This window comes from Leifsonia sp. EB34 (assembly GCF_041260585.1).
In the GTDB taxonomy this organism is placed as follows: domain Bacteria; phylum Actinomycetota; class Actinomycetes; order Actinomycetales; family Microbacteriaceae; genus Leifsonia.
The window spans coordinates 776,642-797,859 of record NZ_JBGCCV010000001.1 but is presented as its reverse complement, the minus strand read 5'-3'; the positions used below and the strand labels follow the sequence as shown (position 1 = coordinate 797,859).

The following is a 21,218-nucleotide window of genomic DNA, read 5'->3' as shown; positions in this document are numbered from 1 at the left end:
GGCCCAACCGCAACAAGAGATTCACCCGAAAACAGGAGAAACAACGTGAAGATCACATCAAGGAAGATGTCCTGGCGCACCGTCATCGGCGCAGCGCTGACCGTGGCCGCCGTGGCGACCCTCGCCGGCTGCGCCGGCGGCGGCGGAGCCGACGCCGGCGCGGGAAACAGCAAGAAGATCGTGGCCTTCCTGCCGCCGGCGAGCGACCCCTACGTGGCCAACTGGCTGAAGGCGGGGACGGCTGAGGCGGCCAAGGCGGGGTACAGCATCCGCGTGGTCACCGAGAACAGCGCCTCGGCGACCGCCACCCAGGTGCAGCAGGTGCTCGGCGGCGGAGACCTCCCCGCCCTGTTCGTCTGGTGGCCGGTGGACCCGGCGTCGCAGGTCGGCAGCCTCGCCCAGCTCCACGGAAGCAAGGTGCCCGTCTTCCAGGTCAACCAGCTCCCGGTCACGGGAAGCGAGAAGTACCTCACGGCCTACGCCGGCGTCTCCGACCTGGAGATCGGCAAGGTCGCAGGCAAGGCCGCCATCGAGGCCCGGGACGCGCTCCGCAAGTCCGGCGCCATCGCCGCGGACGCGGGCGGGACGGCCATCGTGCCCAACCTCCCGGTCGGCTACGGTGCGACGGTGAACCGCCTGGGCGGCTTCAAGGAGGCCATCAAGGGCTCCGGGATCACGGTCGTCGACGTGGGCAACGCCACGGGCTTCGCCGCCCAGGACGCGTTCACCCTCACCAGCCAGATGATCGCGGCGGACCGCTCGAAGAACTTCAACCTGGTCTACGCCCCTGAGGACGACTTCGCCGTCGGCGCGATCCGTGCGCTGTCCCAGGCGGGCTACACGCCCGGCAAGGACGTCCAGGTCATCGGCGGTTCGTGCCACGGCGACGAGTCGCAGGTCGCGAACGGCAAGCAGTTCAACACGATCATCCAGGGCGCGGGACTCGAGGGGCAGTTCGCGGTCAACCGCATGCTCCAGTACCTGAAGAACCACAAGGTCGCGAACGGCACCTACATCGCGCCCAGCACCCCCGACGCGGTCCCGACCTTCCCGTCGACGATCAGCACGTCGAACATCATCCCCACCCCGGTCGTCCAGTCCGCGGACTACGCGTCGGCCAAGCTCTGGGGCACCCCGGTCACCCAGTGGTGCACCTACTGAACCACCGAATCAACGAGTCATAAGGCAGAACCATGTCGGACACAGTGACTCCCGCCCTCCTCGAGGCGCGGAACGTCAGCAAACACTACGGGGCCGTCACCGCCGTCGCCGATGCGAGCATCGTGCTTCGTCGCGGCGAGGTGATGGCCCTGCTGGGCCAGAACGGCGCAGGCAAGAGCACCCTGGTCTCGCTCCTCTGCGGGCAGCAACGGATCGACAGCGGTGAGCTGCTGTACGACGGCCGTCCCATCTCCGCCGCCGAGCTCGCCCGGATCGGCTCCCCGGTGGCCGTCGTCCAGCAGGAGATCAGCCTCGTACCGACCATGTCGGTCGGCGAGAACGTCTTCCTCGGCAACGCCTCCATCGGCTCGCTGTACAGCGCGAAGACCGCGGCCCGCCGGGCTCGTCCCTTCCTGGAGCTGGCGGGGGTCGGCGATGTCGACCCCCGCATCCCGGCCGGACGACTGTCGGTCGGAGAGCAGCAGCTCGTGGAGCTCGCCAGGGCCCTGGCCCGCGACGCCCAGGTCGTCATCCTCGACGAGCCGACGGCCGCGCTCTCCGACCCGGAGATCGAGCGCGTGCTGGCGGTGGTCGAAGACCTGAAGCGGCAGAACCGGTCGATCGTCTACATCAGCCACCGGCTGGACGAGGTCGTGCGGATCGCCGACCGGGTCACCATCGTCCGGGACGGGCGCTCGCTGGAGCCCCTGGTCGGCGACGAGGTGCGGCTGGAGCGGATCATCGAGCTGATGCTCGGGCGCAAGCTCGAAGCGCTCTACCCGAGCGCCGACCGCGCCCCGCGCAGCGGTGAGCTGCTCCGCCTGGAGAACGTCACCGCCGAGGGCATCGACGAGCCCGTCTCGCTGGTCGTGCCGCACGGGGAGATCCACGGTCTCGCCGGGCAGCTCGGCAGCGCGGCCGCCGTGCTCCTGGAGGTCATCGCGGGTGTCCGCCCGCTGACCTCCGGCGCGATCTACCTGGACGGCAAGCGCCTGTCCACCTCCAATCCCCGGCAGGCCAAGCGGGCCGGCATCGCCTACTGCTCGGGCGACCGGAAGCTCGACGGCATCTTCGGCGTCCGGAGCGTCCAGGAGAACCTCTCGGCGCCGGGTCTCTCCAGCGTGGCGAAGGCGGGCTGGATCCTCAAGAACGCGGAGCGGAAGCTCTCCCAGTCCCTGGCGGAGACCTTCGGGGTCACCTCCGGGCGCATGGAGTACCACGTCGAGTCCCTCAGCGGCGGCAATCAGCAGAAAGTCGTCCTGGCGAAGTGGCTCGGCATCGAACCGGCCCTCCTGCTCATCAACGAGCCCACCCGGGGTGTGGATGTGGGGGCGCGCTCCGACATCTACACCTATCTGCAGCAGCTGGCCGACGCAGGCCTGACCATCGTCTTCACCGCCTCCGAGGCGGAAGAGGTCATCGGTCTGGCCGACGTCGTCTCCAGCTTCTACCGCGGCACCTACCTCGGAACGGACCGCGCGTCCAACATCGAGTCGGAGCAGCTCGAGCACCTGCTGAGCAACCCTCCGGCAACTCCCGTATTGGAGTCCCTGTGACAACCACTCCTCAAGCCGACGGCGTCATCACCGCCCCGGCGCCGCGGGCGGCCGCCGGCCGCCCTGCGGCCAAGCAGTACCTCGGCGTCATCGTGGCTGTCGTCGTCGTGGTCATCCTCCTCGTGCTCGGCGCACTGACGGCGCCGAACTTCCTCACCGTCTCGAACCTCCTGAACGTTCTGCGGGCCGCGTCCATCACGGGCATCGTCGCACTGGGGCTGACCTTCGTCACGATCTCCGGGCACTACTTCTCGCTGAGCGTCCTGCAGACCGCTGTGCTCTCGAGCGTGGTGTACGCCGCCACCGCGTCCGTCGCGGGATTCTGGGGCGGACTGGCCGCCATGGTGGTGACCGCGCTCGTCGTGGGCGCCGTCCAGGGTCTGGTCATCAGCGTCGGCGGCAACCCGGTCGTCGTCACGTTCGCCGCGGGAGCCGCGATCCTCGGCTTCGTGCTGTGGGTGACCGACAGCACCCGGGTGCTCCTCCACGCACCCGCCGACAGCCTCGCCGTCCAGATCGGAGGGGCCACGCCGCTCGGCATCCCGATGGCCACCTGGACCTTCGTCGTCCTCGCCGTGGTCAGCCACCTCGTCCTCCAGAAGACGACCCTCGGGCGCCGGACCATCCTCGTCGGGGCGAACAAGGCCACGGCGCGGGCGGTCGGCGTCAATGTCCGGCTCGTCATCGTGGCGGCGTTCGTCATCTCGGCGCTCGCCGCCGGCATCGCCGGAATGCTCAGCGCGGCCGAGTTCGGCGTCGCGGACACGGCCCAGTTCCCCAACCTCGACATCGACGCGGTCGCGGCGGTCCTCGTCGGTGGGACGGCGATCAAGGGCGGTCAGGGCTCCGCGCTGCAGACGGTCGTCGGCGCGATCTTCATCTCCCTTCTCCGGAACTACCTGCAGATCATGGGCCTCTCCACGGGCATCCAGTTGCTCTGCGTCGGAGGTGCGGTCGTGCTCGCCGTCGCCGGCTACACACTCATGAAGGGACGTGGAAAGTGACCACCGCAACCACCAGCGCCCGTCGCCGCACGCGCGGCACGGCCTCGCGCTTCGTCGACCGCGACCTGACGGCGCGCATCGCGCTCTCGGTCGTCATCGTCGTCGTCGCCGCCTTCCTCATCCCGGGATTCGGCAGCCTCAACAACGTCGCCGCCCTCCTGCAGGTGCTCGCCCCGATCGGCATCGCCGCCCTGGGCGTCGGGCTCACGATGATCGCCGGCGAGTTCGATCTGTCCATCGGGTCCTCCGCCGTGCTCGGGGGTGTGCTCGCGATCCGCTTCGCGGACGCCGGCCCGGTCGCCGCCCTCCTCATCCCGCTGGTCGTCGGCGGAGTGCTCGGTGCGCTGCAGGGCCTCTTGATCAGCTGGCTCAAGATCAGCTCGCTCGTCGTCACGATCGGCACGCTCATCCTGTTCCAGGGCGCGGCGTACATCATCGCGAACGAGAGCTCGGTGTCGCTCACGAACTTCGACCTCGGAGTCGCCCTGAGCACCCGGTACTGGATCTTCACGCCGATGAGCCTGATCTTCCTGGTGCTCGCCGTCCTGGTGTGGCTGTTCCTGCACTACACGCGCCTCGGCCACGAAATGTACGCCATCGGCGGCGGCCGCCGGGAGGCCACCGCATCCGGCGTCTCGGCACGCCGACCGCTGGTCGTCGCGTTCGCGTTCTCGGCCTGCATGGGCGCACTGACCGGGGCGCTCGTCTCCCTCTCCGCCGGCGGTGCCACCCCGACCGGGTTCAGCGACGTGCTGCTGACCTCCATCGCCGCGGCCGTCATCGGCGGCGTCGCGCTGAGCGGCGGCCGGGGCAACACCTGGGGCATCGTCCTCGGCGCGCTGGCGCTGGCGGTCATCTCCAACGCGATCACGGTCCTCGGCGCGCCGGTCTTCGTGACCGACTTCCTGACCGGGGCGCTGCTGCTCGCCGCGCTCGCCGCCGAGATGCTGTCGGGGCGCCCGCTCCGTCGCACGTCGGCCTCTTCTTCCCTCCCCTCGAACAGAAAGGAGACGCAGCGATGAAGGCTGTCGTTCTTCCCGGTGACATGACGGTGCGGCTCCAGGAGCTCCCGGACCCGGTCCCCCAGTCGGGCGAGGTGCTCGTCCGCGTGCACGCGTCCGCGGTGTGCGGCAGCGACATGAGCGCCCTGCGCGGAGACCAGGTCGTCGGCCAGAAGCCAGAGCACCTGGTTCCCGGCCACGAGATCGCCGGCGTTGTCGAGGCGGTCGGACCGGGCGCCACTGGGCTGAAGGTGGGGGACCGGGTCGCGGTCTACCTCGCCGTCGGCTGCATGCGCTGCACGTTCTGCCGCCAGGGCAACCTCATGGCGTGCGCGAACGCCAAGATCATCGGCTTCGACCGCTGGGGCGGGGATGCCGAACTGGTCGTCGTGCCTGCCGTCAACTGCATGCCCCTCCCGGACGGCCTCGGCTTCGTCGAGGCAGCCGTCTCGACCGACATGTTCGGGACGCAGTTCAGCGCGCAGCACCGGCTCGGCGTCTCCGGCGCCGACACGGTATTCGTCTCGGGTCTCGGCCCGATGGGCGCCGCGGCGGTCGCCGTCGCGAAGGCCCGCGGCGCCCGCGTCGTGGCGATCGACCCCATGGAGCACCGCCGAGAGCTGGGGACCAGGATGGGCGCGGACGACGTGCTGCCGGCCATCGACGAGTCCGTCCTGGGATCCTCCTCGCGGCCGGATGTGGTCATCGAGTGCTCCGGCAACGCGATGGCGCAGAGTGCCGCCCTGGACGCCGTCCGGTCGTTCGGCCGGGTCGCCTTCGTCGGCGAGAGCCGCCGGGCGGAGATCGACCCGAGCAACCAGTTCCTGCGCAAGCTGATCACCGTGATCGGCGCCTGGTACTTCCCGATCTACCAGTACGACGCGATCACGAGCTTCCTGCTCGACCGGAAGGTCCCCGTGCTCGAACTCGTGAGCCACCAGCTGACGCTCGACGACGCGCCTCGCGCCTTCGAGATGCTGGCCGCCCGATCCGCGGAGAAGATGGTGTTCACCGCATGACCGAGACCGAGGCCGACACCGACACGCGGCCCCTCCTCGGGGTCAACACGTTCGTCTGGTGCTCCCCGCTGGATGACGCGTGGCTGCAGGAGCTCGCACCGAAGATCGCGGACTGGGGCTTCCGGGCGATCGAGCTGCCCCTCGAGTCCATCGGCGATTTCGATCCGAAGGAAGCCGGCGAGCTTCTGGGCTCGCACCGGCTGACTCCCGTGCTGTGCGCGGTGATGCCTCCGGGCCGGAACCTGGTCGCGCCTCAGGGCGATGAGCTGGCGACGACGACGGAGTACCTCCTCCGGTGCATCGACGCGGCGGTCGACCTGGGCGCCAAAGCGGTCGTCGGCCCGATCTACGCCGCCGTCGGGCGGACGTGGCGCCTGGCGCCCGACGAGCGGCGGGCCATGGTCCGCGAGCTGCGGGAGGCCCTCCGTCCGATCGCCGCGCACGCGGGAGAACGCGGGATCATGCTCGGCATCGAGCCCCTCAACCGCTACGAGACGAGCGTGTTCAACACGACGGCGCAGCTTCTCGACCTGATCGACGGCCTCCCGGCGGAGTCGGTCGGTCTGAACCTCGACGGCTACCACATGAACATCGAGGAGAAGGACCCGGCTGCGGCGATCCGGGCCGCGGGCGATCGCCTGGTGCACTACCAGGTGGCCGGCAACGACCGCGGAACGCCCGGGGAGGACCACCTCGACTGGGCGGGCATCCGGGACGCGCTGCGCGACGTCGACTACCGCGGCGTGATCGGCATCGAGTCGTTCACGGCGGACAACAAGACCATCGCGACCGCGGCCTCGATCTGGCGTCCGCTCGCCCCGACGCAGGACCGCCTCGCCACCGACGGGCTGCGCTTCCTGCAGGACTGGCTGCGGGGGTGGTGAGTGAAGCCGGCGGGTTCACTCGTGACGGCTGACTTCCTCGAGCGGGCCGGGATCCCGTTCCTGCTCGAGGCGGTCGACCGGATGGACGACGTCTACCTCTGGGTGAAGGATGTCGAGAGGCGCTTCGTCTACTACAGCCAGCCGTTCGCCGTGCTGATGGGGTACGGGAAGGCCGACCTGATCGGACTGCGCGACGAGGACGTCTCCCCGGAGTACCTGGTCGAGAAGTACCGGTCGGACGACCTGCGCGTCCTCGAGACGGGCGAGCCCATCGCGGAGATGATCGAGCTGGTGCACAACGAGGACGGGTCGTACGACTGGTTCAGCACCACCAAGTTCCCGGTCGACGTCACCGGGGAGGGGATCATCGGGGTCGCCGGGATCACCAGGAACGTCAGTCGCCGGCACCACGCGTCGAGCCGGTTCCTCGGCCTGGCGCCGGCGATCGAGCTGATCATGACCGAGTTCGCGAGCGACCTGTCCGTCGGCCAGCTCGCGCGCAGCGTCAACCTGTCGGCGAGCCAGTTCAACCGCCAGTTCAAGGCGCGCTTCGGCATCACGCCGCACGCGTACCTCAAGCAGGTCCGGCTGGCCGCCGCGTGCAACCTGCTGTCCGCCTCGGAGCTCCCCATCTCCGAGGTGGCCACGCAGTGCGGCTACTCCGATCAGAGCCACCTCACCCACGATTTCGTGGCGCGGAAGGGCATGAGCCCCGGACGCTACCGCATCACGTTCGGCGGCAGCGCCGCTCCGTCATCACTCAAACTGCCGGTCTGAGCCGGCCGAAGGAGGTCCGCTTCCATGTTCCGTTACACGGCAGAGATCCTGCCGTACCACGACATCCCGTTCGAGACCGCCGTCCGTGACCTGGCGGCCATGGGCTTCACCGAGATCAACCTGTGGTCGGCGGCGCCTCCGCTGGGCCACCATGTGAACCCGGGGGACGACGTGTCGTCGATCCTGGAGACGCTCGACCGCTACGGCGTGAAGCCGTGCGGTCTCACGGTCTACGGCAAGAGCCAGGCCGAGATCCTGGAGCGCGTGGACTTCGCCGCCGAGCTCGGCATCGACACCGTGATCTTCGACTGCGAGGCCTCCTACTCCGATTTCGTCACGAGCTTTTTGCCCCCGATCGTGGAGGCCGGCCGTCGCCGGGGCGTGCGGATCGCGGTGGAGAACCACCTGACGGTGCCCTTCTCCGCCGACTTCGAGACCGGCGTCAACGAGTCGAATCGGTGGGACGAGGGCGTCGACACGTTCGCCCAGATCAAGCGCCTCATCACGGACATCGACGACCCGTACCTGGGCGTCTGCGTCGCGCCCCCGCACCTGTGGGTGATGCAGGAGACGATCAGCGAGGTGCTCACGTATCTGGCCGAGCGCAAGCGGCTCTTCTACTACTACGTGTGGGACGTCGATCGTCGGTACCGCCGTGGCGTCGACGGCCTGAACTTCGGGCCGGGCGAGCGCCAGCTCCCGCGGCCGGACGGCACGCTCGATCACGCCGTGCTGCTGCAGACGCTGCACCGGCTCGGCTACACGGGCCCGGCGAGCCTCAAATGCCACGGCACGCAGGGCTGGTCGGCGGAGCGGATCACCCGAGAGCTCGCGGCTGCCGACGACTACATCCGCCCTCTCGTCCGGTCGCTCGCCGCTCTCTGACTGTTCCGACTGAAGCCCTTCTGGCAGTAACTGCATGATATGGTGCAGTTACTGCAACAGAAGGGAAAGCTGATGGAATCCATCCTGAGCGTGCGCGACCTCGCGAAGTCGTACGGCCGCGGCGAGAGCCGGTTCGATGCCCTCAAGGGGGTGACGATGGAGGTGCGCCGAGGGGAGTCGTTGGCGATCGTCGGCAAGAGCGGGTCGGGCAAGTCGACGCTGATGCACCTGCTCGCCCTGCTCGACAAGCCCGACGCGGGGGAGCTGTCCGTGGACGGCCGTTCGGCCGGTGCGCTCTCCAAGCGCACCGTCGACCTGTTGCGGAACGAGCGCTTCGGCTTCGTGTTCCAGCAGTTCTTCCTCACCCCGTCCGCGTCGGTGCTGGAGAACGTGGTCCTCCCGCTGACGATCCGCGGCGTTCCGCGCGCCGAGCGGCGCAGGCGCGGGATGGCCGCGCTGGAGCAGCTCGGCCTGGCCGACAAGGCGAAGAATCCAGCGACGGCGCTGTCCGGCGGCCAGAAGCAGCGGGTGGTCATCGCCCGAGCGCTGGTGGGGGACCCGGAGGTGATCTTCGCCGACGAGCCGACCGGGAACCTGGACAGTGTGACCGGCACGCACGTGGAGGATCTGTTGTTCTGGCTCAACAAGGAGAAGGGCATCACCCTGGTGGTGGTCACCCACGACGCCGACCTGGCCGCGCGCTGCGACCGGCAGATCACGATCGCCGACGGCCTCCTGGTCGAGGAGGTGGCGGCATGAAGACCACCGACCTGCTGCGCGCGGGAACGCGCAACGCGTTCCGCAGCAAGACCCGCACCATCCTGACCGTGCTCTCGCTCTTCGTCGGCGCGTTCACCCTCACGCTGACCACCGCCCTCGGCGCGGGCGTCTCGGACTATGTCACCAAACAGGTCTCCAGCCTCGGGTCGCAGGATGTGCTGCTCGTGCAGCGCGCCGCGACCGCCACGGGGTCGGGGCCGCAGAAGTACGACCCGTCCGCCGGCGGCACCGCCGCTGGGAGCGTGGGCGCGCCGAGCCCGCTCGGAGCCAGCGGCGGCACACTCTCCGAGGCGGATCTGGAGACGATCCGCGGCCTCCAGGGCGTCGACAGGGTCGCGCCGGTCCAGCAGGTCGCGGTCGACTGGATCGCGCACGACAGCGGCGACAAGTACCGCGTGACGATCAACGCCACCTCCTCGATCACCAAATCCGACCTCGCCGCCGGCGCGCAGCTCGACCAGCAGTCGAACGAGAAGCAGCTCGTGCTCCCGCAGGACTACGTCCAGCCCCTCGGCTTCGCCTCCGACGATGCGGCGGTCGGAGCGCCCGTGACCCTCGGGCTGACCGACGCGAAGGGCCAGGCCCAGACCGTCACCGCGCACGTCGTCGGCGTGGCCCGCACCAGCCTGCTCGCGACCGGCGCCGGAGCCAATAACGCCCTGATCGACGCTCTCTCGACCACCCAGCGTGCCGGGCTGGACAGCCGCGCCGGATACCAGGTCGCGATCGCCTACGTGGCCGGCGATCCGACCGCGCAGCGCATCGACGACCTCAAGGGCGCCCTCACCAAGGCGGGGTTCACCGGCCAGACGGTTCAGGACCAGCTCGGCACCATTCAGACGGTCATCAACGGCATCATCGGCATCCTCAACGCGTTCGCCATCGTCGCCCTGATCGCCGCCGCCTTCGGCATCGTGAACACCCTGTTCATGAGCGTGCAGGAGCGCACCAGGGAGATCGGGCTGATGAAGGCGATGGGAATGTCCAGCCGCAAGGTGTTCGCACTTTTCAGCACCGAGGCGATCGTGATCGGCTTCCTCGGGAGTGTGCTCGGCGTGGTCGTCGCGATGCTCTTGGGCACCGGGATCAGCTCGGTCGCGGCCGCCGGCCCGCTCGCCTCGCTCCCCGGATTGACGCTGCTGCTGTTCCAGCCGCAGGCGATCGTGTTCGTGATCCTGGCGATCATGCTCATCGCGTTCCTGGCCGGGGTGCTGCCGGCCCGACGCGCGGCCCGGCAGAACCCGATCGACTCGCTACGCTACGAGTAGTCACTTCAGGAGGATCATGTCGACCGTCGACGGCGCCTCGCGCCGCACCCGCTCCCAGACCACCGCGGCCATCGAGTCCGCCGCCGTGGCCCTGGTCAACGAGGTCGGCTACGACGCTGTCACGGTCGACATGATCTGCGAACGCGCCGGGATCTCCCAGCGCACCTTCTTCAACCACTTCAAGACCAAGGACGCCGCCGTGATCGGCAGCGCAGGCCCCGGCGTCGACCAGCAGTTCGCACGGGAGTTCATCGTCGCGCGCGGCCCCTTCCTCCCCGACGCGTTCCGCCTGGTGGAACTGCCCCCGGTCGCGGCAGCGGAGGACATGGCGGCCCGGCTCCGCGCCGTCGGCAGCCATCCAGAGCTGATGGCCCGTCAGATGCAGCGCTTCACGCTGATCGAAGCCGAGATCACCGACATCCTCCGGCTTCGGCTCCTCAACGAGACCCCGGAGACCGACGAGGCGACGCGGCAGGAGCAGGCCAGGCTCCTCGCAGCGATCCTCGCCGGCCTCTTCCGCTACCTCGCGGAGTCGACGACACGAACCGCCGGGAAGGCGGCGCCCATCTCACCCGCCCGCATCGCAGAACTGCTCCGCGATCTCGGCCTCCCCCTCACCTGAGCGACGCTGGATCGCCGCTCGGGCCGCGACCGGTTACCCTCCGCTCCGGGGCCGCGTACCGTGACCGGGGACAAGCGCATGCGTGCGCGGACAGGGGAGGACGTCATGGGCATCGAGGACAAGGCCGACGCGAAGGCCGACAAGCTCAAGGGCAAGGTCGACGAGGTCATCGGCAAGGCCACGGATGACGAGTCGCGCGTCGTCAAAGGCAAGGCGGAGCAGGCGAAAGGCAGCGTCAAGGACGCGGTCGCCGACCTGAAAGCGCATCTGAAGGACAGCGTGGACGAGGCGCACGACGCCCGCACGGACGACACCGATGTCCCGTACGAAGGTTCCGACAGGGGCAACCTGGAGTAGCCGCGACGCCCGTCCGAGACGATGGCGAACGCAACCGGGGCTTCGTCCGGGATTCAGCCTCATGTGCAGGTGCGAGGCGCGCGAGAGCACAACCTGCGGAACGTGGACCTCACCGTCCCGCGCGACGCCATGGTCGTGTTCACCGGGGTGTCCGGGTCGGGGAAGTCGTCCCTCGCCTTCGGGACCCTGTTCGCGGAGTCGCAGCGCAGGTACCTGGAGTCCGTCGCCCCGTATGCCCGGCGGCTGATCGACCAGGCGGGTGTGCCCGACGTCGACTCGATCACCGGAATGCCGCCGGCGGTGGCGCTGCAGCAGCAGCGCGGTGGGCGCAGCGCGCGCTCGACGGTGGGCAGCATCACGACGCTGTCCAGTCTCGTGCGGATGCTGTACTCGCGAGCGGGGGATTACCCGGACGGTCAGCCCATGCTGTACGCGGAGGACTTCTCGGCCAACACGGTGCAGGGCGCCTGCCCGAGATGCCACGGCATCGGCCGGGTGTACGAGGTCACCGAGCGGCAGATGGTCCCTGACCCCTCGCTCACGATCCGGGAGCGGGCGATCGCCTCCTGGCCGACGGCGTGGCACGGGCAGAACCAGCGGGACATCCTGGTCTCCCTGGGTTACGACGTCGACACGCCCTGGCGCGATCTGCCGCGTCAGGACCGCGACTGGATCCTCTTCACCGAGGAACGGCCGACCGCCCCGGTGTACGCGGGGCTCACGCCGGCGCAGACGCGCAGAGCCGTCTCCGCGCGGATGGAGCCGAGCTATCAGGGAACGTTCGTCGGCGCGCGCCGCTACGTGCTCGACACGTTCGCGACGACCAAGAGCGCGTCGATGAAAAGGCGTGTGGCGGAGTACCTCACCTCCGCGGTGTGCCCGGTGTGCCACGGGAAGCGGCTCAAGCCGGAGGCGCTCTCCGTGACGTTCGAAGGGCTCGACATCGCCGAGTTCTCCCGGCTCCCGCTCCGCGAGGTCTCCGGCCGGCTCGCGGCGCTGGTGGCCGCGGCCCGGGAGGAGCTCGCCACCTCCGGGGCGGCGCTCGACGAGGGTTCGCGTCGGGAGGCGACGCAGCAGAGGATCGCCGCGGGCGGAGCGTCGCACGCCGCCGCCCCGGACGTGCGGCGGACCCCGAACCAGTCGGTGGAGAAGCGCGCAGCGGCCGAACGCCTGGCCGCCGAGCTGCTGGAGCGCCTGCGCCCCATCATCGACCTCGGGCTGGGGTATCTGTCGTTGCACCGCACGACACCGACGCTGTCCGGCGGCGAGCTGCAACGGCTGCGGCTCGCCACCCAGCTGAGCTCCGAGCTGTTCGGCGTCGTGTACGTGCTCGACGAACCGTCGGCCGGCCTCCACCCGCAGGACGTGGACGCCCTCCTGGGCATCCTCGAGGGGCTCAAGAGGAGAGGCAACAGCCTGTTCGTGGTCGAGCACTCGGTCGAAGTGATGCGTCACGCGGACTGGCTGGTGGACATCGGCCCCGGAGCCGGCGAACGGGGCGGTCGCGTCCTCTACAGCGGAGCGCCCGCCGGCCTCGCGGACGTGGACGAGTCGGTGACCAGAGGCTACCTGTTCGGCCGGCGCGGGCTCGCCCCGCGGACTCCGCGCGAGCCGACAGGGTGGCTGACGCTCGAACAGATCACCCGCAACAACCTGCGCGACGTGTCGGTCTCCTTCCCGCTCGGAACCTTCACCGCGGTGACCGGAGTGTCCGGGTCGGGAAAGTCCAGCCTGGTCAGCCAGGTGCTTCCCGCGCTCCTCGGCGAGCACCTCGGCCGGCCCGTCGACCTGGCCGACGACGCCCCGGAGACCGACGACCTGCTCCTCGCCGACGGCCCGGAGCTGCTCGAGGGCACCGTCGCGGGGGACCTCCGCGGCGTCCGCCGGGTGGTCACCATCGACCAGAAGCCCATCGGCCGCACCCCGCGCTCCAACGTCGCCACCTACACGGGCCTGTTCGATCACGTCCGGCGCCGTTTCGCGGAGACCCCGGAGGCCCGTGCGCGGGGCTACCGGCCCGGCCGGTTCTCCTTCAACGTGGCCGGGGGCCGCTGCCCCACCTGCGAGGGCGAGGGCGCGGTCATGGTCGAGTTGCTGTTCCTGCCGTCGGTCTACACCGTCTGCCCCGAATGCCATGGCGCCCGGTACAACCCCGACACGCTCGCGATCACCTGGCGTGACCGGAACATCGCCGACATCCTCGCGATGTCGGTGGAGGAGGCCCATGCCTTCTTCGACGGCGAGACCGAGGTCATGCGCTCGCTGACCGCGCTCGTGGACGTCGGACTCGGATACCTGAGGCTCGGCCAGCCGGCGACCGAGCTGTCCGGCGGCGAGGCCCAACGGGTGAAGCTCGCCTCCGAACTGCAGCGCGCCCAACGCGCCGACACCCTGTACGTGCTCGACGAACCCACCTCCGGGCTCCACTGCGCCGACGCCGACCGCCTGATAGAGCACCTGCAGAGCCTGGTGGACGCCGGAAACACCGTCGTCGTGGTCGAACTCGACATGCGGGTCGTCGCCACCGCCGACTACGTCGTCGACCTCGGGCCCGGCGCAGGCGAGAGGGGCGGGACGGTCGTCGCCGCGGGGACGCCCCGGGAGGTCGCCGGGGTGGCCGACAGTGCCTCGGCGCCATTCCTGGCGGCGGCGCTCGCGGGCTAGGGTTCGGGTCGGCCGCTCATGCGACGGAGGCGATCCGCCGGAGGGCGTGCAGTGCGGTGGCGACGCCGGGTGTGTGCTGCTCCGCTGGTGGGGCGACGGCATAGATCGAGCGGACCGGGGCCGGGTGCGCGAGCGGCACGATGGTCGCGCCGTCGGGGCATGAGGTCGCGCCCAGGGAGGGCAGAACGGTGACGCCGAGGTCGGCTGCGACGAAGGCGAGGGCGGCCCGGTAGTCGTGGGCCTCGATGTGGAACGTGGGAGTGAAACCCGCCGCGACGCAGGCGTCGACGAGGATCCGACGGCACCAGCCGTGCGAGAAGTCGTTGTCGATCAGTCGTTCCCCGGCGAGTTCCGGGAGCGCGACCTCCGTTCGGGCAGCGAAGCGATGGGAGTCGGGGACGACGAGGACATACGGGTCGTCTCTGAGGTGGTGCGTATCGAAACCGGCCCACGGCTCGACGCCTCCCTTTCGGACCAGGAGCTGGATGTCCGCACGGTGTTCCGGGTCGGCGGAGGGGTTGTCGGTCAGCCGCAGAGCGACGCGGACATCGGGCTGCTTCTCGTTCAGCTCACGGACGACGGAGGGGAGCCAAGCTTCGCCGACGGAGGCGAAGTAGTCGATCGAGACCGAGCTGGTGCGCCCCGTGCGGAGTTCGGCGATGCGCGCGTCGACGGCGTCCAAGTGCGCGAGGATCTCCGCGGCTTCGGCGGAGAGCGCGAGGCCGGCCGCGGTCGGCCGCAGCCCGCGTCCGACCCGCTCGAACAAGCCGAGCCCGGTCTCCCGCTGGAGGACGGCGAGATGCTGACTCACCGCAGATGGCGTGTATCCGAGACTCACCGCAGCGGCTTGGACGGACCCGCTGGCGACCACGGACCGGAACACGCGGAGTCGCTGCATATTCAGCATGGCCCCGATCGTACAGTTCTCCTGAATCGAACGGTAGATTTATTCGCTTGTTCTGAAGTGACGCGTCCGGCGACGATGAGAGAGTGAACGAATCGGCACTGCTCCCGTCGCTGCCCTCCACCGGCGTCCGCCCGACGGCTCTCCCGATATTCGCCGCGTCGGTGACCATCGTGCTGTGGGCGTCGGCGTTCGTGGGCGTGCGGATCGCGGGAGACGGCTACTCGCCCGGGGCCCTCGCGTTCGGGCGGCAGCTTGTCGGAGCGGCGATGCTGACGGTGTTCGTCGTGGTGAGAGCGGCGCGAACGCGGCAGGCCATCCGCCTCCCGCGCGGCCGGGTGGCGTTCGCGGTGCTCGCCTGGGGTGGCGCGTGGTTCGGGTTCTACAACCTCGCCCTGAACTTCGCCGAGCAGCACCTGGATGCGGGAACGACGTCGTTCCTCGTGAACCTGGCGCCGGTGCTCATCGGTGTGCTCGCGGCGACGTTCCTGGGCGAGGCCCTCACCCCACGGTTGGTGATCGGACTCGGCGTCTCCCTGACCGGCGTGGCCGTGATCGCGGTGAGCAACGGGAGCGGCCGCGGTGACCTTGTGGGAGTGATCGCAGGACTCGCGGCGGCGATCCTCTACGCGGGCAGCGCGACCGCGCAGAAGCGCCTCCTGGTCCAGGTCGACCCGCTCCTCCTGACCTGGCTCGGGTGCGTGGGAGGAGTCGTCGTGTGCGCACCGTTCGCGGGAGGCCTGTTCCACGAGGTGATGACGGCTTCCCCGCGGGCGACCTGGAGCGTGGTGTATCTCGGTGTGTTCCCGACGGCGGTGGCGTTCGTCACCTGGGGGTACGCGCTCGCGCGTTCCCGTGTCGGCGGCCTGGCCGCGGTCACGTACGTGATCCCCGCGCTCGTCGTCGCTCTCTCGTGGCTGCTGCTGGGGGAGGTTCCGGGAGTGGTCACCCTGGTCGGGGGCGCCCTGTGCCTCGCCGGTGTCGGATTCGCCATGCGCCGCCGCCTCCGGCAGCCCCCCGCGGTCGCCCAGCGAGATGGATGAACGCGTCGCAGTGCACGTACGCGTCGTCGCCGCTGAGCCGAACCGCCGCGGGTCGCGCGTGTGACATCGACGTGAGAAGTGCGAAGGCCCCGACTTCCGCGTAATCACGCGGATCTCGAGGCCTTCGTCATAGGAACCTGGCGGAGAATGGGGGATTCGAACCCCCGAGGGCTTGCACCCAACACGCTTTCCAAGCGTGCGCCATAGGCCACTAGGCGAATTCTCCTGGGTTGCCACCACCCTGCGGGCGACGGCTCACAATATCTTAGCGGACGCCGGCGGCCCCGATGTGCACGGCCTCCCAGTCGCACCCGCTACACTTGTTCCCGGCTCCCCACGTGGCGCCATCCAGGCCAACTCCCCCAGGGCGGAAACGCAGCAAGGGTAACCGGGCTCTGGCGGGTGCGTGGGGGGTCTTTTTCGTGTTCAGGCGTCGGTCGCACGCGCCGCGTAGAGTGTGGGCAGCACAGAAGCTGACCACCATCCTCCGATTGTTCTACGTTCTGTAGAATGATTCTCCGACGAGTCGAGGTGCGCGTAATGACCGAGCAGGAAGCCGTGGAGCACGGGATCGCCGAGCTCGCATCCGAAGCGTTCGTGGTCGGGTTCCCGCTCGTGTTCGACCTGGAGCAGGTCGGGCGGTTCACGCGTGAAGGGCTGGGCGCGGTGCCGCCGACGCCGTTCAACGTGTTCGGGCACGCCCGCACGCTGGCCGGCCCGGAGACGACCTTCGTCTCGGTCAACAACGACACCCTGTACTCGATCGCGCAGCTCGATCTGAGCGTCGGGCCCGTCCGGCTCACCGTCCCGGCTGTGGGCGAGCGGTACTACGTGCTCCAGTTCGTGGACGCCTGGACCAACAACTTCGCGTACGTCGGCACCCGGGCGACCGGTTCGGCGGCGGGTGAGTTCCTGCTCGTCCCGCCCGGGTGGGAGGGCGAAGGGCCGGATGACGCCACCGTGATCCGGTTCCCGACCCGGGTCGGCACGATCGTCGGACGCTGGGCGGTCGCAGGGGAGGACGACCTCCCCGCCGTCCACGCCCTCCAAGACGCCACCGCGCTCACCCCGGCGCCCGACGCGCCCGCGCCCGCCGGCATCCCGGAGGTAGCGGCCGGCCCGACCGAGGCGCTCACCTTCTTCGAGCGGATGCGGGTGTGGTCGCAGGAGTTCCCGCCGGCCGACCACGACCGCGACGCGCTGGCGACGTACGAGCCGATCGGGCTCACCGGCTCGACGCCGATCGCCGAACTGCCGGAGGAGATCCGGGACGCGCTCGAGGAGGGGTACGCCGTGGGCAAGCAGGCGCTGGAGTCGTCGCTGCACACGTCCATTCCGGCGACCGACGGCTGGCAGGTGAACCTCCACGTCTTCGACTACAACACCGACTTCTTCGAGGTCGGCACCCTCCCCGGCCCGGAGTGGCAGCTCCCCGACCCGACCACCCGCTACGCCCGCCGCGCGGGGGCGGCGCTCGGCGGCCTGTGGGGCAACCACGGCTACGAGGCCGCCTACTTCCCGACTTATGTGGACGCGGCCGGCGAGCAGCTCAGCGGCGCGCACGTCTACCGGCTGCGGCTGAGCCCGACCCCGCCGGTCGGCGCGTTCTGGTCGCTCACGATGTACGACCTCCCGCATTTCTACCTCGTCGAGAACGAGCTCGGGCGGTACTCGATCGGGGACCGCACGCCGGGGATCGTCTACGACGACGACGGCGGGCTGACCATCACGATCAGCGCGACCCGGCCGGTCGACGCGAAGGCCGCCGCCAACTGGCTTCCCGCGCCGGAGGGCGAGTTCCGCCCGCTGCTGCGGATGTACGCGCCGGGGGCCGCGGTCCTCGACGGCAGCTACCGCCTCGCGCCGATCGAGCGCATCGACACTGAGACCGACATCAGCACCGACCGCAGCACAACCGACCGCAGCAGCACAGACGAGGAGACCCGCTGAAAGTGGCCCGTTCGCTCTACATCACCTCCGCGGAAGGACACACCGGCAAGTCGACGGTGGCGCTCGGCGTCCTGGAGTCGCTGCGGCACTCCGTCGAACGCGTCGGCGTGTTCCGGCCGATCGCGCGCTCCGCCGTCGAACGGGACTACGTGCTCGAGCTGCTGCTCGACCGGGTGACCGTCGACCTCAGCTACGAGGAGGCGATCGGCGCCACCTACGACGACGTGCACACCGACGCGGACGAGGCGCTCGGCGAGATCGTCCGGCGCTTCCGGGAGGTGGAGGCGCGCTGCGACGCGGTCGTCATCCTCGGCTCCGACTACACCGACGTCGGCAGCCCGACCGAGCTCGGCTACAACGCCCGCATCGCCGCGAACCTCGGCGCTCCCGTGCTGCTGGTGCTGGGCGGCCGGGTCGGCCAGGGCTTCGGCGAGCGGCTCGGTCAGGCCGACCCGCGCTCGCCCGAGGAGCTCCGCCAGCTCGCGGAACTGGCGCTCGCCGAGCTGCGCCAGGAGCACGCCGGCGTCATGGCCGTCATCGCCAACCGCGCGGACGTCGACCGGCTCGACGAGATCGTGGCGGCCGTCGAAAGCGCTGTGAAGGCAGCCGGCCCCGCAGCAGCGGCCGGCCCCGGCCTGCCGCCGGTGTGGGCGATCCCCGAGGACCTCTTCCTGGTCGCCCCCAGCATCCGCTCGATCATGGAGGTCACCGGCGGCGAGCTGATCGCCGGCGACGAAGCGCTGCTGGCGCGCGAGGCGCTCGGCGTCGTCGTCGGGGGCATGTCGATGAACAACGTGCTGCCGCGTCTCGTGGAGGGCTCCGTGGTGGTCGTCCCCGGCGACCGTACCGAGGTGCTGCTCGCCGTGGTGATGGCGAACGCGTCCGGCACCTTCCCCTCCATCGCGGGCATCGTCCTGAACGGCGGTTTCGACCTCCCGGAACCGATCGAGCGGCTGCTCGCCGGCCTGCGGTCTCCGCTGCCGATCGTGCGAACGGAGCTGCAGACCTACGACACCATCGTGCGCATCACGCACGCGCGCGGCCGGCTCGCCGCCGACTCGCAGCGCAAGTACGACACTGCCCTCGCACTCTTCGAGCGGCACGTGGACGCGGAGCGGCTGCTCGCCTTGCTGGACGTCTCCCGGCACGCGGTCGTCACCCCGCTGATGTTCGAGTACGACCTCATCGAGCGCGCCCGCGCCGCCGACAAGCACATCGTGCTGCCGGAGGGGGAGGACGACCGCATCCTGCGCGCCGCGGCCACCCTCCTGTCGCGCGGCGTGGCCCGGCTGACGATCCTCGGCGAGCCGTTCGAGGTGCGGTCGCGCGCCATCGAGCTGGGCGTGGACATCGGCAAGGCGGAGGTGCTGAGCCCGTTCGACGACGTGCTGCGGCTGCGCTTCGCGCACGAGTACGCGAAGCTGCGGGCGCACAAGGGCATCACTGTCGACCAGGCCTCGGACACCGTCACCGATGCCTCCTACTTCGGCACGATGATGGTGCACCTGGGCCTCGCCGACGGGATGGTGTCGGGCGCAGCCCACACGACGGCGCACACCATCCGGCCGGCCTTCGAGATCATCAAGACCACCCCGGGCGTCTCTGTGGTGTCGAGCGTGTTCCTGATGGCGCTGGCCGACCGGGTGCTCGTCTACGGCGACTGTGCCGTCGTCCCCGACCCGACCGCCGAGCAGCTGGCCGACATCGCCATCTCGTCGGCGCGCACGGCGGAGCAGTTCGGCATCGAGCCGCGGGTGGCGATGCTGTCGTACTCCACCGGCGACTCCGGTGCGGGCGTCGACGTGGACAAGGTGCGCACCGCGACCGAGCTGGTGCGGGAGCGCGCGCCGCAGCTCGCGGTCGAGGGCCCCATCCAGTACGACGCAGCGGCGGATGCGGCGGTCGGGGCGGCGAAGATGCCCGGCTCGCAGGTCGCCGGCCGCGCGACGGTGTTCATCTTCCCTGACCTCAACACCGGCAACAACACCTACAAGGCAGTGCAGCGCAGCGCGGGGGCGGTGGCGATCGGGCCGGTCCTCCAGGGTCTGCGCAAGCCGATCAACGACCTGTCCCGCGGCGCGACCGTCGAGGACATCGTGGACACGGTGGCCATCACCGCGATCCAGGCGGCGCTGACATGAGCGCGGTGCTGGTGATCAATAGCGGCTCCTCGTCGCTGAAGTACCGGCTCATCGACGCCGGCAGCGAGGAGGCCCTGGCCTCCGGGCTCATCGAGCGCATCGGGGAGCCCTCCGGCCACATCCGGCACACGGGGCCGGGCGGAGACTGGGAGGCGACCCTCGCCATCCCGGACCACACCGCCGCCTTCCGGGTGATGCTCGACGCGTTCGCCGCCGAGGGGCCGAGCCTGGACGAGAACCCGCTCGCCGCGGTCGGCCACCGGGTCGTCCACGGCGGCAAGCGGTTCTTCGAGCCGACGATCGTCACCGACCTGGTGGAGATCAACATCGAGGACCTCTCCGACCTCGCGCCGCTGCACAACCCGGCGAACCTGCAGGGCATCCGTGCGGCGAAGAAGGCCTTCCCGGACGTGCAGCAGGTCGCGGTCTTCGACACGGCCTTCCACCAGACGCTCGCGCCGGAGGCCTACACCTACGCGATCGACGCGGCGCTCGCTGAGAGGCACCGCGTCCGCCGGTACGGCTTCCACGGCACCTCGCACAAGTACGTGTCGGGGGCCGCCGCGGAGTTCCTCGGCCGGCCGGTCGGCGAGCTGAAGCAGATCGTCCTCCACCTCGGCAACGGCGCGTCCGCGTGCGCGGTCGACGCCGGTCGCTCCGTCGACACCTCGATGGGGATGACGCCGCTGGAGGGGCTCGTCATGGGCACCCGCTCCGGCGACCTCGACCCCGCGGTGCTGCTGCACCTCGCCCGGCGTGCGGGCCTCGGCATCGACGACCTCGACGAGCTGCTCAACCGGCGTAGCGGACTGCTCGGGCTCTCCGGCCACGGCGACATGCGCGACGTCCGCCACGCCGCCGAGTCGGGGGACGCGGCAGCGCGCCTCGCGCTCGACACCGCCGTGCACCGGCTCAAGCACTACATCGGCGCCTACACGGCGGAGCTCGGCGGCCTCGACGCGCTGGTCTTCACCGCGGGCGTCGGCGAGAACGACGCCCGGCTGCGCGCCGAGGTGTGCGCGGGTCTCGACGTGCTCGGCATCCGGCTCGACCCCGACCGCAACGCGAGCGGTTCCCGCGACGCGCGGCTCGTCTCCGCCGACGACTCCCGCGTGGCCGTGCTGGTCGTGCCGACCGACGAGGAGCGGGAGATCGCCCGGCAGTCGCTGCAGGCGGTGGGCGCGGGCTGAGCGGACGGGTGC

The 21,218-nt window shown here is 70.2% G+C and carries 18 protein-coding genes, 1 tRNA gene and 1 other RNA gene; 18 read left to right on the top strand and 2 right to left on the bottom strand.

Annotated elements, in window-relative coordinates:
* The first annotated feature begins 45 nt into the window (after positions 1 to 45).
* The 13 genes from ABIA36_RS03775 to ABIA36_RS03715 all read left to right on the top strand — a co-directional run bounded on the left by ABIA36_RS03775 (position 46) and on the right by ABIA36_RS03715 (position 13,978).
* Complete coding sequence (locus ABIA36_RS03775) at positions 46 to 1,161, top strand: sugar ABC transporter substrate-binding protein (protein ID WP_369960931.1); 1,116 nt, start codon at positions 46 to 48, stop codon at positions 1,159 to 1,161.
* Positions 1,162 to 1,193: 32 nt separating this feature from the next.
* Positions 1,194 to 2,717, top strand: a complete 1,524-nt coding sequence (locus ABIA36_RS03770; RefSeq protein WP_369960930.1) for a sugar ABC transporter ATP-binding protein — start codon at positions 1,194 to 1,196, stop codon at positions 2,715 to 2,717.
* Positions 2,714 to 3,721 carry an ABC transporter permease gene (locus ABIA36_RS03765; protein WP_369960929.1) on the top strand — a complete coding sequence of 336 codons (1,008 nt, stop codon included), beginning with the start codon at positions 2,714 to 2,716 and terminating at the stop codon, positions 3,719 to 3,721. The genes ABIA36_RS03770 and ABIA36_RS03765 overlap by 4 nt, the downstream gene beginning before the upstream one ends.
* Positions 3,718 to 4,743, top strand: a complete 1,026-nt coding sequence (locus ABIA36_RS03760) for an ABC transporter permease (RefSeq protein WP_369960928.1) — start codon at positions 3,718 to 3,720, stop codon at positions 4,741 to 4,743. The genes ABIA36_RS03765 and ABIA36_RS03760 overlap by 4 nt, the downstream gene beginning before the upstream one ends.
* A complete protein-coding gene (locus tag ABIA36_RS03755; protein ID WP_369960927.1) occupies positions 4,740 to 5,741 on the top strand; it encodes an alcohol dehydrogenase catalytic domain-containing protein in 1,002 nt (333 codons plus the stop codon). The genes ABIA36_RS03760 and ABIA36_RS03755 overlap by 4 nt, the downstream gene beginning before the upstream one ends.
* Positions 5,738 to 6,625 carry a sugar phosphate isomerase/epimerase family protein gene (locus tag ABIA36_RS03750; RefSeq protein ID WP_369960926.1) on the top strand — a complete coding sequence of 296 codons (888 nt, stop codon included), beginning with the start codon at positions 5,738 to 5,740 and terminating at the stop codon, positions 6,623 to 6,625. The genes ABIA36_RS03755 and ABIA36_RS03750 overlap by 4 nt, the downstream gene beginning before the upstream one ends.
* A 21-nt stretch (positions 6,626 to 6,646) precedes the next feature.
* Entirely contained in the window at positions 6,647 to 7,402 is a 756-nt protein-coding gene (locus ABIA36_RS03745; protein WP_369960925.1) for a helix-turn-helix domain-containing protein, read from the top strand.
* A gap of 24 nt (positions 7,403 to 7,426) precedes the next feature.
* Positions 7,427 to 8,287: a sugar phosphate isomerase/epimerase family protein gene (locus ABIA36_RS03740; RefSeq protein WP_369960924.1), complete on the top strand. Its 861-nt coding sequence runs from the start codon at positions 7,427 to 7,429 to the stop codon at positions 8,285 to 8,287.
* A 72-nt stretch (positions 8,288 to 8,359) separates the two neighbouring features.
* On the top strand, positions 8,360 to 9,046 hold the full coding sequence (locus ABIA36_RS03735) for an ABC transporter ATP-binding protein (protein ID WP_369960923.1): 687 nt from the start codon (positions 8,360 to 8,362) through the stop codon (positions 9,044 to 9,046).
* Positions 9,043 to 10,335 carry an ABC transporter permease gene (locus ABIA36_RS03730; protein ID WP_369960922.1) on the top strand — a complete coding sequence of 431 codons (1,293 nt, stop codon included), beginning with the start codon at positions 9,043 to 9,045 and terminating at the stop codon, positions 10,333 to 10,335. Before ABIA36_RS03735 ends, ABIA36_RS03730 begins: the two co-directional genes overlap by 4 nt.
* Before the next feature lie 16 nt (positions 10,336 to 10,351).
* Positions 10,352 to 10,957, top strand: a complete 606-nt coding sequence (locus tag ABIA36_RS03725) for a TetR/AcrR family transcriptional regulator (protein ID WP_369960921.1) — start codon at positions 10,352 to 10,354, stop codon at positions 10,955 to 10,957.
* Positions 10,958 to 11,062: 105 nt separating this feature from the next.
* Positions 11,063 to 11,314, top strand: a complete 252-nt coding sequence (locus ABIA36_RS03720; RefSeq protein WP_369960920.1) for a CsbD family protein — start codon at positions 11,063 to 11,065, stop codon at positions 11,312 to 11,314.
* 21 nt (positions 11,315 to 11,335) lie between these two features.
* Positions 11,336 to 13,978, top strand: a complete 2,643-nt coding sequence (locus ABIA36_RS03715; protein ID WP_369960919.1) for an excinuclease ABC subunit A — start codon at positions 11,336 to 11,338, stop codon at positions 13,976 to 13,978.
* A gap of 16 nt (positions 13,979 to 13,994) precedes the next feature.
* Here ABIA36_RS03715 and ABIA36_RS03710 read toward each other — a convergent pair whose 3' ends face one another.
* Entirely contained in the window at positions 13,995 to 14,876 is an 882-nt protein-coding gene (locus tag ABIA36_RS03710) for a LysR family transcriptional regulator (RefSeq protein WP_369962072.1), read from the bottom strand.
* 92 nt (positions 14,877 to 14,968) lie between these two features.
* Between ABIA36_RS03710 and ABIA36_RS03705 the strand changes: the two genes are divergently transcribed.
* On the top strand, positions 14,969 to 15,925 hold the full coding sequence (locus ABIA36_RS03705; RefSeq protein WP_369960918.1) for a DMT family transporter: 957 nt from the start codon (positions 14,969 to 14,971) through the stop codon (positions 15,923 to 15,925).
* A gap of 138 nt (positions 15,926 to 16,063) precedes the next feature.
* On the opposite strand, the gene ABIA36_RS03700 is transcribed toward ABIA36_RS03705, so the two are convergent.
* Positions 16,064 to 16,151 (bottom strand) — tRNA-Ser (locus ABIA36_RS03700).
* 99 nt (positions 16,152 to 16,250) lie between these two features.
* On the opposite strand from ABIA36_RS03700, the gene ffs reads away from it, so the two are divergent.
* The 4 genes from ffs to ABIA36_RS03680 all read left to right on the top strand — a co-directional run bounded on the left by ffs (position 16,251) and on the right by ABIA36_RS03680 (position 21,206).
* Positions 16,251 to 16,347: signal recognition particle sRNA small type (gene ffs / locus ABIA36_RS03695), an RNA gene on the top strand.
* Positions 16,348 to 16,465: 118 nt separating this feature from the next.
* The gene (locus ABIA36_RS03690) at positions 16,466 to 17,875 is read left to right on the top strand and encodes a DUF1254 domain-containing protein (RefSeq protein ID WP_369960917.1); all 1,410 of its coding nucleotides are present in this window, start codon (positions 16,466 to 16,468) and stop codon (positions 17,873 to 17,875) included.
* Between the two features lie 2 nt (positions 17,876 to 17,877).
* Complete coding sequence (pta, locus tag ABIA36_RS03685; protein ID WP_369960916.1) at positions 17,878 to 20,016, top strand: phosphate acetyltransferase; 2,139 nt, start codon at positions 17,878 to 17,880, stop codon at positions 20,014 to 20,016.
* Positions 20,013 to 21,206, top strand: coding sequence for an acetate/propionate family kinase (locus ABIA36_RS03680; protein WP_369960915.1), 1,194 nt, complete (start codon positions 20,013 to 20,015; stop codon positions 21,204 to 21,206). The genes pta and ABIA36_RS03680 overlap by 4 nt, the downstream gene beginning before the upstream one ends.
* The last annotated feature ends 12 nt before the right edge of the window (positions 21,207 to 21,218 follow it).